This window comes from Limnoraphis robusta CS-951 (genome assembly GCF_000972705.2).
Genome location: NZ_LATL02000197.1, coordinates 1 through 14824, shown reverse-complemented (window position 1 = coordinate 14824; position 14824 = coordinate 1). Strand labels below are relative to the sequence as shown.

The following is a 14824-nucleotide window of genomic DNA, read 5'->3' as shown; positions in this document are numbered from 1 at the left end:
TTTGGGGTTGAATGTTGGGGATGGGCGGGTTAATAACGATTAATTTCAGGTAACAAAAACCCTGGAGAACCCGCCCCTACAGCAATTTTGGGGTTGAATGTTGGGGATGGGCGGGTTAATAACGATTAATTTCAGGTAACAAAAACCCTGGAGAACCCGCCCCTACATTTATTCAATTCTCCGAGCCGTCATATTAACGTTATTATTATCTGAATTGCGATTATTGTCTGAATTGCGATAATTTAACCGCTTAAAAACCCGTTCTAAATTGCGATCTGTTTTCGCGTCTTCTTGATAACGGGGATTAAGTGCGATCGCCTGTTCTAGATGTTCCATTGCTAAATCTAGCTTTCCTTGGAGTGCATAACAAGTCGCCGCATTATAATAAACATCAGCATATTTCGGTTGTAGTTTCATCGCTTTATTCAAGCTTTCTAGAGCATCTAAATCTCGCTGTAACTTCATCAATGTATAACCTTTATAGTTCCAAGCTTTCGCAGAATTGGGATCAAGTTCAGTGGCTTTTTCAAAGGAAATTGCTGCTTCTTCATACTGTTCTAAAACCTGTAACGCCATCCCTCGGTTTAACCAAGCAACCGGATCATCGGGTTTAATTTCTAACGCCCGATCAAAGGATTCAAAAGCTTCTTGATGGCGCTGTAAAATCCCCAAAGCAACCCCTCGATCTACCCAAGCTTGATAGTAATCGGGTTTAATATTTAACGCTCGCTCATAGGAACCAATCGCCTCTTGATGACGCTTCATTCTTCGCAATGTCATACCCCGATTTAACCAAGCGGTGTGGTGATTGGGTTGAATTTCAACGGCTTTATTCAAGGCGACAAAAGCTTCTTCAAACCTTCCCTCAGCAATGAACTTTGATCCTTGATTTACAAAGTCTTCTGCACTCAAGAATAACTCAGGTTTATTGGATTTGAGACGTTCAAGCTGTTCAGAAAGGGCTTTAATTCGTTCCAACATTTCCGCAACAGCACCTTCTGCAATGGATGCGGGGGAAATCTCAGCCAACTGCTTGAGAATTTTATTTTTCTCGGCTTCTGCGTTGGCTTGAAGTTGAGATAATTGTTTGAGAATTTGTTCTTGTTCTGTGCGAGTATTAGTTTGTAATTGGGCGAGTTGTTGGAGAATTTTGTCTTTTTCGGTTTGAGCGTCGGCTTTAATTTCTTCTACCTGTTGAGCAAGAGTGCTTTCAAAGCGATCTAATTTTTGGAAAGTTGCATCTCGACGGGTACGAATATCAGACTTGAAGGCGGTAAGCTGACTTTCGATTTCGTTTCCTGAACTTTCTAACTGTTGTAAAAGCTGTTCTTTTTGGGTTTGTGTTGCTGACTGGGCTTGTGATAACTGTTCGATAAACTCTGAAGTAGACTGTTGTAAATTCTGGAGTTGTTGTTGTTTTTCGGTTTCGATTCCTGATTTTGATTGGGATAACTGTTCGACAAATTCAACCGCTAACTTTTGCAAGTTTTGTAACTGTTGTTCTTGTTGAGTTTGGACTCCTGACTGGGCTTGTGAAACCTGTTCGATAAATTCGGCTTCAAGCTGTTTGAGGGTTTGATATTTTTCTCTGACTCGTTCTTGAATTTTCGCTTGGGCTTCTGAGAGTTGAGCTTCTAATTCTCCGCCGTATTTCTCAAAATTGGCAATCATTTCTTCAGAACGTTTTTGGGCTTTTTGTTCGGCTTTACTGCGAATCTCTGAGAGTTGCGGTTCAAACCCTGACTCTAACTGACGTAGGTTTTGCAGGATTGCATCTTGTTGGCTTTTTGCTGAGGTTTGTAGTTCTGATAACTGGGTTAAAAATTCGGTTTCAGCTTGTTTAAAGTTTCTGATTGCTCCGTCTTTTCGGGTTTGAACTTCGGTTTCATAACTTGAGAGTTTATCCGACAATTCCATGCCCAACTGATCAATATTTTGAATGACTAAATCTCGGTGTTTTTGGGCTTTTTGCTTCAGTTCTGATAACTGGGTTGAAAATTCGGTTTCTGAGGTTCTCAAGTTCTCAACGGTTTCATCTTTACGGCTTTTCGCTTCACTTTGCAGTTGTGAAAACGTAGAAACAACGTCTTGACTTGAGAGTTCTAACTGTTGTAAGATCTGATTTTGTTGGAGTCGGGCTTGCTGCTGAAGTTCACTCAGTTGGGTGGAAAATTTACTTTCAAGCTGTTTTCGTTCTTGGATCGCTTGCTTGATTTGATGTTCTAATTCTGCGAGGGTTTGTTGTTGAGAATGAGATAATTGAGAGCGAATTTCATCAATTTTTCGGCGTTCTAGCTCCAGTTCTTGTTGAAATTCTTCAGACTGATGATGAAGATCGCTAGAATAGGTATCAGTTTCTCGGAGAACGCTTTGAATTTGGCGATTTGCGCTAGAAATGCGATTTTCCAAATCTCCCAATTCATTGAGGTGAGTTTCGACAATTCCGGTGACTTCATGGATAACGGAACGCCGCAGCACCCACAACGCCCCCAAACCCGCCGCCAACAATAAAGCTAAAACCCCCAACAACAGGTTAAACAGCATCATCGTGCGGCTAAAAATGCGCTTCGCCTCGGCTTCTACCCCCTGTTGAATTTCTCGCTCCCGTCGCAGGCGCTCTAGTTCTTCTTCCGGGGCGACAATTTCTGTGTCTGGCGTGGGTTCAGGAGACTGTGAAAAAGCGGGGCGACTGGCGACACCCAGTAACAGTAGGAGGGTTGAGAGCAAAACACCGCTTCTGTACGCCAAGGTTAAAATTGTTTGATTGTGACGGTTCATCGCAACTCCTTTTGCCCGTAATGGATGTGCCAATGGATATTTTGTCTTGTCAGTCCCGTTTGATGGTGGCTGCAATATCAATTTTTTCTAGTTTACCGAATGATGGTAGCTAATGATGGGTTTTCTCAGGGGTAGAATGCCTCACTCAATCTTTCAAGCCTCAACAGAAAGGACGGTTTGCGGTTTCTCAATTGTAGCGGAAATAGCTCAAGACTGTAAATTCCCATGAATGGCTAACCAAATACAGGGGGGGTTGGTACTGGTGTATTCAACTCGATGTTTTTGATGGGCGTGAATGAGTAAATAATCACCTGGTTTGAGTTGAATTTGTGAACCATCGACATAGGAGAGGGTGGCTTCTCCCTGCAAAAGCATTACCCATTCATCTTTTTCTTGATCATACCACTCGCCATCGGGTGTTGTTTGTCCGGTGGAAATAATCCGTTCTATTAATAGAGATGGATGTTGAATGATGGGTTCAAATTGTTCTTCATTAGGAAGATGTTCGGGTAGGTGATAGATGTTTTTCATAAAGGCAAAAGGCAATCTTGTAAGATGGAAAAGGTCAGGTTATTGAGAGTATTGAGTTATAGCGGTGTGCGATCCTATGAGGTACAAACCAGAAACCCGGTTTCTGAAACGGGTAAAACATCTCAGTCATCATTTTTAAAGACATCAAAGTGAGTTATCTGGCTTTGGTTGCAACTCCCATATAGGTGTAACCGCTAACTTTTGGGAAACTTTCGATCTCAAATTTTTCTAAGGTGATTGAATCAAATTGTTGTTCGACTAAACGCTGAATATTGCGGTTGAGATGACAGCCATCAGCGATAATTTTTTGTAGGGGAGTCAGGCGATTTTGCCAGATTTGAATTTCGGGTTTATCGCTGAGTCCGTGTTCGATAAAGAAAAATTTTCCGCCGGGTTTTAGAACCCGATAAATCTCTTGTAAGGCTTGTTCAACTTGGGCAATACTGCACAGCGTCCAAGTGCTAACAACGCTATCAAAGGTATCGTTAGCCATTGGTAGATGTTCGCTATTGATCAGTCGATTTTCAACCTCGATTTTAGAGGCTTGAATTCGCTTTTCAGCTAGTTGGTTCATGCCGGAGTTGGGGTCAATTGTGGTCACTTTTTTGATATGATGAGGATAGTAGGATAGATTGAGTCCTGTACCAAAACCGATTTCTAGAATTTCTCCTTCGACATGGGCTAAAACTTTTTGACGATATTGGGTAAAAGCTGGATCAGACATCACCCAATCCAGCAAACGAGGTAAAATAACTTGGCTATAAAAACCCATTCTTGAGATCTCCCTAGATGGACTCCTGAGCGTTTTAAACTCAGTAAGTTTATCTATTCTACAGAATTGGGAGTAAAATTTCAAATTCTGTGCCGCGCCCCACTTTAGAGGTGACATTGAGTTTACCTCGGTGTTTTTCGGTAATAATTTGATGGCTAATTGATAATCCTAAGCCAGTGCCTTTTTCGGGAGATTTGGTTGTAAAAAAGGTCTCAAAAATCCGATCTAAAATTGCTGGAGGAATACCGGGGCCATTATCAGCGATGCGAATGGAAATACAGCCGGAAATACTGTCTGATTGTTCAGTTTTATCTTCAAAGTGAGAATCGAGTGAACTGGAATGGTAACTGTTTTCTAAAGAAAAGATCAATGGAGTTGATGAACTGGAAATAACTTTGAGATGACTTTGCTCAGAAATAGACCATTTTCTGACTTCTGTCGTGATGGTAATCTTAGCGATATCAGGCTTTTCTTGGCTGACTTCTTCTAAGGCATCAATCGCATTAGAAATGACATTGAGAAAAACTTGACTAAGTTGATTGGGATAGGCATAAATTGGCGGAATTTTTCCGTAATGCTTGACTAGGTTAATCCCATGTTTTAAACGATTTTTTAAGATTAATAATGTATTTTCTAAGCAGTAGTTGATGTCTACTTTTTCAGGTTTAGAGCTATCAATGCGTGAAAAACCTCGTAGACTGTTGACGAGATGAGCCAGACGTTCTGAGGAAATTTTGATGCTATCTAGAACTTCGGGTAAGTCTTGTTGAATAAATCGCAGCTCAACTTCATCTTTATAATCTTCAATGGATTTTGAGGACTGAGGAAAATCTTGTTCATAGAGTTTTATCAGATCCGTCAAGTCTTGATAGTAATGATCAAGACATTTAAGATTGCCTAAAATACAAGCAACAGGATTGCGAATTTCGTGAGAAACTCCCGCCAACATTTGCCCCAAACTTGCGAGTTTTTCAGTTTGAATCAGTTGAGCTTGAGTTTTTTGACGGAGTAATTCGGTTGCGAGTTGATGAATACAAGATTGAGCGATGAGCAGTTGTTGAATATCGAGCAGTCGATAGTCCTGAGCAGAAAGTTTCACCACAATTGGTTCATAGAGAAGATGGGGAGAACGACGGATGGCTTGTTGAGCGGCTTCGACAACAGGGGTATCTCCTGATAACAATAATGAATCGGTTTGAGCAAAATGATAGAAGACATGAAGACTTCGCCCTAAAAACAATTCTCGGGCATAGGGGCGGCTCATCCGTTCAAAAAAGCGTCGTTGAGAAACCATGCCGATGAACTTTTTTTGATCCATCAAAATGACACCGGGAATTGTCGAGTCTGACTCAAACAATTGAGTGATCACGATGCCCTTTTGACGAATATCAACTTGAATCTCATAGAGGGAAAGATCTTGTAAAGTTGACTCTAGATGAAGACTTTGAGCAGAGCGATTGAACTCGACGATATTGGAGTGATCGGGGGAATAGGTATTTAGCATGGGTTAGTTGATCGAAGTTCAAGATTTTGTTAGAGTATTGCCGTGCAGATCCACCCCAAGTATACAGACTCTCTCTCTATTTTAAAGAAAGACAAGAAGCCTTGCGGTGAAGCTTTTTAAAGTTAACCAAGACTTAACTAAAATTTAAACTTTTACATTTAGTTAAGGTTCGTTGCAAGTCGTAGCCCTCTCTGCAATGATGAACAGGTGAAAACGAATCGGAGTTTAATACGATGGCATCATCAGGGTATGAGTTTAGCAGCAGTCAGAACGAGTTAATCGGGGATTTAGCCAAAAAAATGAACTTTGTGGCGACTCTATTAATTGCGATTGGGATTTTAGGAATTTTCCTGGGGATTATTAATATATTCAATGCCTTATCCGCATCGGAAAAGACAGCGATTGTTCTGAATAATCTGATTCAAGGCGTTTTCTCGGTACTCGTTGGAACTTGGACAAAAAATGCGGCGAAAGCATTTACACAAATTGTCACGACTGCGGGGACAGATATTGAGAATTTGATGATCGCTTTGGGTGAACTTCGGAAACTCTACACGCTGCAATACTGGTTAGCTATTATTGCTTTAGTGTTCTCTGTGATTGTGCTGATCATTATTTTGATTACTGTAATTGCTGTTAGTTTTTAATCACCCATAGCCTAGCGAACTCGAATCGGCAGCTTAATAATGAACTCTGTTCCTTTTCCGAGTTGAGAATGACAAAGCAGTTTTCCTTTGTGGTTTTCTACAATGATGTGATAACTAATTGATAGGCCTAGACCCGTTCCTTTGCCGACTGGTTTTGTGGTAAAAAACGGGTCAAATATTCGTTCTAAAAGTTCAGATTTTATCCCAGAACCGTTGTCTGAAATCCGAATCTCAATATTATTGTTGCTCAGAGTTGTATGAATTAAAATATGGGGATTGATGATTGTTCTGTCTTGTTCTAAAGCATCAATTGCATTACTGAGAAGATTCATGTAAACTTGATTAAGTTGACCGGGATAACAGTTCAATAAAGGGAGTTGACCGTATTGTTTAATCACGGCTATTTCTGGACGTTCTGATTGGGCTTTCAGGCGGTTTTGTAAAATTCGTAATGTACTTTCAATCCCTTGATGAAGATCAACCTGTTTTTGTTCTGATTCATCAAGACGGGAGAAATTTCGCAGAGATAAAACAATTTCTTTAATCCGTTCGGAGCCTTCTTTCATAGAATCGAGTAACTGCATAAAATCTTCTTGAATAAATGCCAAATCAATCGCTTCAATGTCATCAATAATTTCAGAATTGGGCTGGGGATAGTGTTTTTGATAAAGCTGAATTAAATTTAATAAATCACGAGCATATTTAGTTGCTGGTTGGACATTTCCATAAATAAAATTAACCGGATTATTAATTTCATGGGCAACTCCGGCGACTAACTGACCCAAACTCGCCATTTTTTCTTGTTGAACCAGTTGAGTTTGTGTTTTTTTCAGTTGTTTTAGTGTAATTTCTAAATCTTGATTTTTGTGGCGTAATTCTTGGGTTCGTTGTTCAACTTTTTCTTCTAAGGTATGGCTATAATCCGCTAATTGTTGGTAAGTTAATTTCAACTGTTCGATCATCTGATTAAATGTTTTAGCCAGCATTCCAATTTCGTTATTACTCAATACTGGAGCCGTTTGATTCAAATCTCCTTGACTCACTAAATAAGCCGTTTTAGCAATGGCTTTAATCGGTTTAACAATACGACGACCTAACATTAACATTCCCAGAGCCATGATACTCGATAAAACTAAACCACTCAAAAAAATAGAACTAGCTAATTGTCGAGCCGGAGCAAAAGCTTCGGTTTGAGTTTGTTCAGCAATTAAAGCTAAATCTTGCCCAGGTAGAGCATAATAAACCCCGATTACAGATATACCCTGATAATTTTTATAAAGTCCACGACCATTTTTTCCTTGCATTGCTTGTTGAATTGCCACACTGTTAATGCCATTAGAAAATTCTTGAGAATTCAAGTGTTTGCTAGAAATAAACACATAACGACTGGATAAACTACTTCCAACATTTCCCACTAAATAGGTTTCTCCCGTTTTTCCCAAGCCTGTATTTTGACGAATAATTTGGTCAATTCGATCTAAGTTTAAATTTGTAGCCAGAATTCCTTGTTGTTTATTGTCAGAATTCAACAGAGGAATAGCTAGCGTAATCTGAGCCTTTCCCGTATCCGGTGATCGATAAAAATTAGAAACAAATCCTTCTGTTGAGTTGGGTTTAACGAAGCTATATTGAACTAGAGGTTTGTATAAGCCGATTTGTTTGGGATGAGTGGAAACGACAACTCGACCGGAGCGAGAGAGCAGAAAAATTTCCTGTAAGCCTGTTTGATGAGTGATAAAACTACTGAAAGCTTCTTGCAAAAAGCTAGAACTATCGGGTGAATTACTCGTTAAAATCGCTTCTGCTTGAGTGCGAATTTCAGGCAACTTAGCTAAAGATAATACCGTCTGACCTTGATCGATTACCCAGCGATTTAACTCCTCTTCTTTGAGGGAGGCGGTAGCACTGAGTCGTTCAAAAACGGATTGTTTGAGAGAAATCTTTGCTTGATAAAAAGCCACAAATCCGACAAGAGAAACAATCAGCAATGAAAGCAACAAAAATGAGCTAACAAGCTGTATCAATAGACTGTTTTTCCAAGGTTTCATGCTTGATTCCTATTTAAGTTATTTTCCATTGGACGAAAATTTCTTGAATTCGTTTAATCGCCTGATCAACTGCGGCTTCTGGTGAAACTTCATTGACAACAATATTCCGAATGGCTTCAGCCCATACATTTTCGGCAGAAACTTGAGCATAAGCGGGGTTTAAAACTTGATACAAAGAATGAGTTTTATTCTGGCTTAATTGCTGTGTTGCGACAGAAATATGAGGATCATTAACATTACTCCAAAACGGATCAGAAAATAACTGTGGCATTACTGGAAAATATCGTCCTGCTGCTCCCTGAAGATATTTTGCTAAATTATGGGGTTGTACTAAATAAGTCAGAAATTCTTGAGCTAAAGTTTGATGAGGAGAAGCCGCAAAAATTAGAGCTTGCTTGACAGAAGTCAGAGAAGTCATCGGTTCTCCGCTTGGTTTATTGGGAAATTCTAGCGTCGCCAATTGATTGAGATAAATGTCTTTATCTTGTTGCTGTGAACCGGGAATTGATAAACTCACATTTAGAGTCATCAAGGTCATTTTATTCAGAAAAGTTGTATTATTATCTGCGTTCAACCAGTGGATTGAATTGGGAGGAATATATCCACTTTTATAAAGATCGGTCAGCCATGTTAACGCCGTGATAATTCCCGCTCTAACTTGGGGTTTATCGATCTGAAGTTCGCCTTTAGAATTGAGCAATTGAACGTCATAGGCTTCGAGAATCTGTTCTAATACCCAATAGGTATCAGAGGAGGCTACAGAGATGGGAATACCCATTGAATAAATATCACTTCGTCCTTGCAGCAATAACGTTTCTTGAGCTTGTTTCCAATAATTCCAAAACCCCTGCCAATCTTTTGGAATAGAATCTGTTAAACCGATTTGTTGAATTAAATCTTTCCAATAGTGAATATGAAGGCTTTGCTGCATCAAAGGAACACCATAGTAAGAACGATTCTTCGTGAGGTTGTTATAGAGAGAAGCAGACTGTAATGCCACCGGAGTATAGAGTGATTTAACGGATTCAATCACAGGTGAAACATCGGCTAATTTTCCCATTTTTGCCCAAAGCGGAGTCAGAGTATATTCAGCTCGTTCAGAAAACAAAATATCGGGAGGATTACCATTTTCTACTGCTTGAATGGCTTTACTTATAGTTTCATCTTCACTGAAGAATATCAATTCTACTGAATTGTTAGTTTTCTTTTTCCAGTCGGCAACTATTTGTTCTAGGGCTTCATCTTGCTGGGGATAATAGCCGCGATTCCACCAAATTGTTAAGGAAGAATCGTTCGGGTCTAGCGAAGTAACTGTGGGCTGAATTTGTCCGCTACAGGTTGATAAAAGCAGACTGAATACAAATAGGAAAATCAAGATTAATTTCTGCTTCATCATTTTTCTCCTGCTTTCAACCGTTCCCATTCCTCAAAAATCATTTTTATTCGTTGAATGACTTCATCGGCTGCGGCTTCTGATGAGACTCCTTCAACAACAATTTTTTCTAACGCCTGACCCCAAAGATTTTCTGCAAAAATTTGAGCATAAGCCGGATACAATAGAGAATTTAGAGGTCGAGTAGAAGCAAATTGTTGACGAGCAACCGAAATATGCGGATCATCTGAATTATTCCAAAATGGATCAGAAAGCAATTCCGGCATCACTGGAAAATAACGTCCTGCGGACTGTTTAAGATATTGATTTAAAATTGTAGGTTGAGCTAAAAAAGATAGAAAACTTTGAGCGGCTTTTTGATGCGCTGAAGCCGTAAAACTCAATACTTGTTTAACGGAAACGAGGTATTGAGGAAGATTACCATCGGGGTTATTGGGAAACTCTAAAGTCTCAATTTTATCCCGATAAACTTGTTCATCGGAACGTTGAGAAGCGGGTATAGAAAGGGTTGGGTTCAATGTCATCACCAGTCGGCGATTGAGAAAATTAACGTTATTATCAGCCGGAAGCCAATCAACCGAATCGACGGGAATATATCCCTGTTTGTAGAAGTCTGCAAACCACTCTAAGACTTCAATTATACCTTGGCGAACTTGAGGATTTTCGACTTGTAATTGAGCCTTTTCATCCAATAAATTGATCCCATAAGCGGCTAAAATCTGTTCAAATTCATAAAAAGTATCGTTCGCTTCAGACGACAGCGTTAAACCAATTCCATAAATATCTTCTTTTCCCTGTTGTCTTAGTTTATCCTGAACTTGTTGCCAAAATTTCCAAAAATCATCCCATTGTTTGGGGATATCACTATCTGTAAATCCCGCCTCATTTAACAAATCTCGCCAGTAGTGAATATGTAGGGTTTGTTGATGAATTGGAACGGCATAATACCCTTGTTGACGAGTAAGAGTATTGTACAAATAAGCGGAACGAGTCGCACTCGAACTGTAGCGCTCTTGCATGGGTTCAACGACTTCTGAAACTTCTGCGACTTTCCCGAACCAAGCCATCAGGGGATTGAGTGCAAATTCTGCTTTTTGATTGTAAACGATATCGGGTGGATTGTCAGCCTTAATTGCGGCTTGGGTTTGTTGAAGATTAACGTCTTCGGCTGAAAATGTCAGTTCAGCTTTGAAACCACTTTCATTCTCCCATTGACGAACGATTTGCTGAATGGCTTCATCTTCTTGGGGATAATATCCGTTTGTCCACGAAATTTTGACCGATGTATTATTATCTGTAAAAGTTTGTACAGAAATGTCAGGTTTTGACTGGGTACAAGTCACCAAAACCCAACTCAGAAAAAACAACACAACAGGAGTTAGTTTGCTCATTCGGGAAATAGGTCTTTCTTGCGAGGGTTTAACATCTCTTTTCTGTTATAACTCACCGACGCGCACTAGGGTCAGAAACCGGGTTTATGGCAATTTACCTTAGCTGAAAACCTATATTTTTCGTGATCGAACCCGGTTTTTCAGATCTGTTGAGAATGGTGCAATATCTCAGTTATAACCTTCTATTTTCAATTTTGAATGGCTGATCTTTTGTTAAAAATTCTGTTGAAAATAATCGCAATTAAACTTAAAATTAATAATACTGGAGTCAGCCAATCTCCCCAACGAACATATAATGTTTGAGTTGCTCGGGGTTGAATGGTCGCGATATGAAGTTCATAGGTATCTATTCCTGATATCCACAGGGTTTTTCCATGAGGATCAACTTCCGCAGAATAACCTGTATTGGTCGCTCTGACGGTCCAACGATCCGTTTCTATGGCTCGCATGACGTCTTGCGCGTGGTGTTGAGCGAGCATTCCTGCTGAATAATGGGAGTCATTAGAAGCGGTTAAAATAAATTTTCCTCCCGTTTTTGCTTGACGGCGAAAATGTCGCGCAAAAGTCGAATCATAACAAATTCCGACAATGGCTTGACCGAATGGAGTCTTAAATTGTTGATCGGGTTTCCCTTTAACGAGATGTGCATCTAAAGGGGATAATCGATTAATAAATTGACCTAAAATCGATTCAAAAGGAATAAATTCTCCTAAAGGAACCAGATTCACTTTATCATATTGACTGATCAGTTTTCCCTCCCCATCTACGGTAAACAAACTATTACTGATGCGATTTCCCTCTTGACCATAACTTCCCACCCAAGCGACGACTTTTTTCTCTAAAATAGCTTGATAAAATGAACTTTGATTTCGAGCGGGAGATTTCCACAGAAATGGCAGTGCGGTTTCAGGAGTGAGTACCGCATCTACTCCTTGATCAGCAAGGGTTTTATATCCGGTTGTATAGCCTTGTAAGGCTTGACGCCATCCTTCAGAATAGAGTTTGATTTTGTTGGGAATATTGCCTTGAATAATGCCAATTTTTAAGGCGGTTTCTGGGTTAGATTCTAAGGGTTGAGAATAGAGATAAAACCCCACTAAATGAGCCAGGGAAAAACACAAAATGGGCAGTAAATAAATCGTTATTTTTGTTCGGGTTTCTATGCGGTTTTTTGAGGTGTTTAGCAGCCAAGCTTCTGCAATCAACCCATTAACAGCAATTAAAGCCGCCGTTACGGTATTTGGGCCAGAAATTTGGCTCAAATGAAGAATGACTAAATTCCCAAAACTTTGAGTGAGAGATAGAGATGACCACCAGAGAGAACCCTGACTCCAAAACCATTCTAAACCACACCAAAGGGCTGTTCCAACTAGCACCCGAGTTAAAATTGAGCTAATATTTTTATCGGCAATTTTTGAGCTGACAATTGATAATATTTTCGCCCAACTCATCACTAATGCAACGCCCCAAAAGGTGATAAAAATCCAACAAAATAATGCAATTGCTAAACTCGCTAACCAAGGAACCCCTAACCAAGTCATGGGGTGAACTCCTGTGATCCAAAATAGAACCGTTCCGTGATAGCCAACTCCCCAAGCTATAGCAAAAGGTAAAACCGAATTTTTTGGAGATTTCGACTGAATAACCCTAACCCACAGTGGAACTAACGCCACCCATGCTAACAGCCAAAACCCTCTAGGTTCGGCGGCTAGCCCCATCAATACCCCGGCAATTAAAACCCGTCCTAGCTGATAGTTTTGATGCCAATACTCTAATATTGATTCTGGCTCAAGTAAATTTTTAAAACCTTTATTTTTTAGCATATTTTTATTTATGTTTTAATCAAAATTATACATTTTATTTTGAATAAACGGGAGAAAATAGTGCATATTCTGGCTGATTTTTGTTCGTATGTTTAACAGAATACATCAACTGATCCGCTTGTTCAATTAATCTATCGATGGACTCGGGAGGAGTTAAGCAAGTCACCACACCCATGCTAAACCCTACAAAACTCAGTTGTCCTTGGTTCAAGCTTAAGAGGTTTTGATAAACGCGATCTAGAGCAGCTTGAGCTTCCTGAACGTTAGTATAGGGTAAAAGGATCGCAAATTCATCCCCCCCTAAACGGGCGACAATATCACTGGGACGAATTGAGTTATTAATAATATTTGAGATATCTTGTAAAAGCCGATCACCTCTGTTGTGTCCAAATTGATCGTTAACTCTTTTAAAGTGATCGATATCTAAATAAGCTAAAGTAATTGGATAATGATATCGTTGGGCGCGTTGAATCTCATTTTCTAGGGTTTCGATCAAAAAACTTCGGTTATAAGCGCCTGTTAATCCATCAAACCGAGCTAATCTTTTTTCTCTTTCGTAGGCTTTTTTCAAAGAGAAAAGTAAATAAATAAAAATCAAATAAAATGCTAATCTGACTCCAGTATTCCAATAGGGAAATAGAGGATTTGTATAATTTTTGATATGAAGTTCAGCATGAATCCATAAAATCGTGCTAACTATGGCTAATCCTAAACCACAGTATTTCCCAGAGAACCAAGTGGCTAAACTAATTGGAAGTAAATAGAAGATAGAGAGGTTAATATCGGCGCTAACTAAATAATCAATCCAACCAATCGTTAAAGCGAGAATCAGACTTAATCCAGCAATAATAATAAAAGATTGATGTTCTAAATAAGCAACAATTTTTTTTTGCATATCAGCCATAAAAGACTGTTCCCCCAGTCACTTTTGAGAAGTTTTAGGATAGATTAATTAATATTACATTGTTTTCCGGTAGTTTCAGAGAAAGTCTTCACTAAGTTAGAAATAGTTTCAGCGAGTTGGAAGTCTAGAGGCGTTAACCCCCCTTGATCGTGAGTGGTTAAGCTAATGGTTACTCTATTATAGGATACCAAAATATCAGGATGATGACCTAACGTTTCGGCGGGTTCGACTAAACAATTGATCAAATTAATCGACTCTATAAAGTTGTTAAAAGTATGAGTATAAATAATCGTTTGATTTTCCCGTTTCCAATCCGGTAATTTTGACAAAAGTTGAGTAATTTCTACCTCAGTTAAACGTCTGCGATCATCGGTTTGACTGTGTTGAACCAATACAAAAGGAACCTCTGTTCCCGATAAAGATTGATGAGTGATCAGGCTAATTGCGAGGATTGATAGAATTTCCATCTGAGATGCGGCAAGGGGACTCCCGTTATACCCGACAGGGTTAGCGGGAGAGGAATTGCCGCCCAAAGAAAACTGAGCGGAGCGAGAATCATTGTTAAAAGGAGTAGGAGAATCCGTCATGTTTTTGAACAGGAATCAAGTATTTAGGGTGAACATCAAACTTAGAGTTGGGAAGTTGCAAAACAAAAGAAGGACGGAATCGAATGGCAATACGCCCAACATAATGTCCAGAAAACTTCCCTTTTGGGATAGCAGCTTTTACGATATCACCTGTTTGAAATCCTTGAAAGAACTTAGCTTTAGGAGCGTGTCCAACCGGGAATCCAAACCGATTTACTCGGCATCGTTGACGAGTTCCGTGTCCCATCGCTTTGAGTAGCAAAGGTTGTTTCGTTAAAACTTTTAGAGATTCAACTTTTCCAACACAAGCTGCATCTAACCAATGAGATTTTAGAATATTTAATCGGGTTCGATTAAACTTGGTCTGTCCACCAGAACCAGTAGAAACAGATAATCCAGTCGCTTTTAAAGCATTAAACAAAGCCCAGCGAGTAGAGTTAACCGCC

The 14824-nt window shown here is 39.6% G+C and carries 11 protein-coding genes and 1 pseudogene; 1 reads left to right on the top strand and 11 read right to left on the bottom strand.

Annotated elements, in window-relative coordinates:
- Positions 1-168 precede the first annotated feature (168 nt).
- From WN50_RS16970 to WN50_RS16955, 4 genes are all read right to left on the bottom strand, one after another.
- Complete coding sequence (locus WN50_RS16970) at positions 169-2811, bottom strand: tetratricopeptide repeat protein (RefSeq protein WP_152964844.1); 2643 nt, start codon at positions 2809-2811, stop codon at positions 169-171.
- A 174-nt stretch (positions 2812-2985) separates the two neighbouring features.
- Positions 2986-3309, bottom strand: a complete 324-nt coding sequence (locus tag WN50_RS16965) for a cupin domain-containing protein (RefSeq protein ID WP_046277898.1) — start codon at positions 3307-3309, stop codon at positions 2986-2988.
- A 154-nt stretch (positions 3310-3463) separates the two neighbouring features.
- Entirely contained in the window at positions 3464-4081 is a 618-nt protein-coding gene (locus tag WN50_RS16960) for a class I SAM-dependent methyltransferase (protein WP_046277897.1), read from the bottom strand.
- A gap of 58 nt (positions 4082-4139) precedes the next feature.
- Positions 4140-5585 carry a sensor histidine kinase gene (locus tag WN50_RS16955; RefSeq protein ID WP_046277896.1) on the bottom strand — a complete coding sequence of 482 codons (1446 nt, stop codon included), beginning with the start codon at positions 5583-5585 and terminating at the stop codon, positions 4140-4142.
- Positions 5586-5818: 233 nt separating this feature from the next.
- Between WN50_RS16955 and WN50_RS16950 the strand changes: the two genes are divergently transcribed.
- Positions 5819-6232 (top strand): hypothetical protein, encoded by a 414-nt coding sequence (locus WN50_RS16950; RefSeq protein WP_046277895.1) that lies wholly within the window; start codon positions 5819-5821, stop codon positions 6230-6232.
- Between the two features lie 11 nt (positions 6233-6243).
- Here WN50_RS16950 and WN50_RS16945 read toward each other — a convergent pair whose 3' ends face one another.
- The 7 genes and pseudogenes from WN50_RS16945 to WN50_RS34690 all read right to left on the bottom strand — a co-directional run.
- The gene (locus WN50_RS16945) at positions 6244-8280 is read right to left on the bottom strand and encodes an ATP-binding protein (RefSeq protein WP_046277894.1); all 2037 of its coding nucleotides are present in this window, start codon (positions 8278-8280) and stop codon (positions 6244-6246) included.
- 13 nt (positions 8281-8293) lie between these two features.
- The gene (locus WN50_RS16940; protein WP_235440991.1) at positions 8294-9676 is read right to left on the bottom strand and encodes an ABC transporter substrate-binding protein; all 1383 of its coding nucleotides are present in this window, start codon (positions 9674-9676) and stop codon (positions 8294-8296) included.
- The gene (locus WN50_RS16935) at positions 9673-11064 is read right to left on the bottom strand and encodes an ABC transporter substrate-binding protein (protein WP_049559912.1); all 1392 of its coding nucleotides are present in this window, start codon (positions 11062-11064) and stop codon (positions 9673-9675) included. The genes WN50_RS16940 and WN50_RS16935 overlap by 4 nt, the downstream gene beginning before the upstream one ends.
- Positions 11065-11252: 188 nt before the next feature.
- Positions 11253-12782, bottom strand: a complete 1530-nt coding sequence (lnt, locus tag WN50_RS16930) for an apolipoprotein N-acyltransferase (protein WP_235440993.1) — start codon at positions 12780-12782, stop codon at positions 11253-11255.
- Positions 12783-12921: 139 nt separating this feature from the next.
- Complete coding sequence (locus WN50_RS16925; protein ID WP_046277891.1) at positions 12922-13791, bottom strand: GGDEF domain-containing protein; 870 nt, start codon at positions 13789-13791, stop codon at positions 12922-12924.
- 44 nt (positions 13792-13835) lie between these two features.
- On the bottom strand, positions 13836-14378 hold the full coding sequence (locus WN50_RS37635) for a 4a-hydroxytetrahydrobiopterin dehydratase (RefSeq protein WP_425354817.1): 543 nt from the start codon (positions 14376-14378) through the stop codon (positions 13836-13838).
- Positions 14353-14824: pseudogene (locus tag WN50_RS34690) on the bottom strand (RNA-guided endonuclease IscB); the annotation flags it as partial. The gene WN50_RS37635 and the pseudogene WN50_RS34690, both read right to left, overlap by 26 nt.

Bases quoted from the DNA above. Each gene is read 5' to 3' on its own strand.
- WN50_RS16965 (WP_046277898.1), bottom strand. From the start codon at position 3,309: ATGAAAAACATCTATCACCTACCCGAACATCTTCCTAATGAAGAACAA.
- WN50_RS16960 (WP_046277897.1), bottom strand. From the start codon at position 4,081: ATGGGTTTTTATAGCCAAGTTATTTTACCTCGTTTGCTGGATTGGGTG.
- WN50_RS16955 (WP_046277896.1), bottom strand. From the start codon at position 5,585: ATGCTAAATACCTATTCCCCCGATCACTCCAATATCGTCGAGTTCAAT.
- WN50_RS16950 (WP_046277895.1), top strand. From the start codon at position 5,819: ATGGCATCATCAGGGTATGAGTTTAGCAGCAGTCAGAACGAGTTAATC.
- WN50_RS16945 (WP_046277894.1), bottom strand. From the start codon at position 8,280: ATGAAACCTTGGAAAAACAGTCTATTGATACAGCTTGTTAGCTCATTT.
- WN50_RS16940 (WP_235440991.1), bottom strand. From the start codon at position 9,676: ATGATGAAGCAGAAATTAATCTTGATTTTCCTATTTGTATTCAGTCTG.
- WN50_RS16935 (WP_049559912.1), bottom strand. From the start codon at position 11,064: ATGAGCAAACTAACTCCTGTTGTGTTGTTTTTTCTGAGTTGGGTTTTG.
- lnt (WP_235440993.1), bottom strand. From the start codon at position 12,782: ATGGGGCTAGCCGCCGAACCTAGAGGGTTTTGGCTGTTAGCATGGGTG.
- WN50_RS16925 (WP_046277891.1), bottom strand. From the start codon at position 13,791: ATGGCTGATATGCAAAAAAAAATTGTTGCTTATTTAGAACATCAATCT.
- WN50_RS37635 (WP_425354817.1), bottom strand. From the start codon at position 14,378: ATGACGGATTCTCCTACTCCTTTTAACAATGATTCTCGCTCCGCTCAG.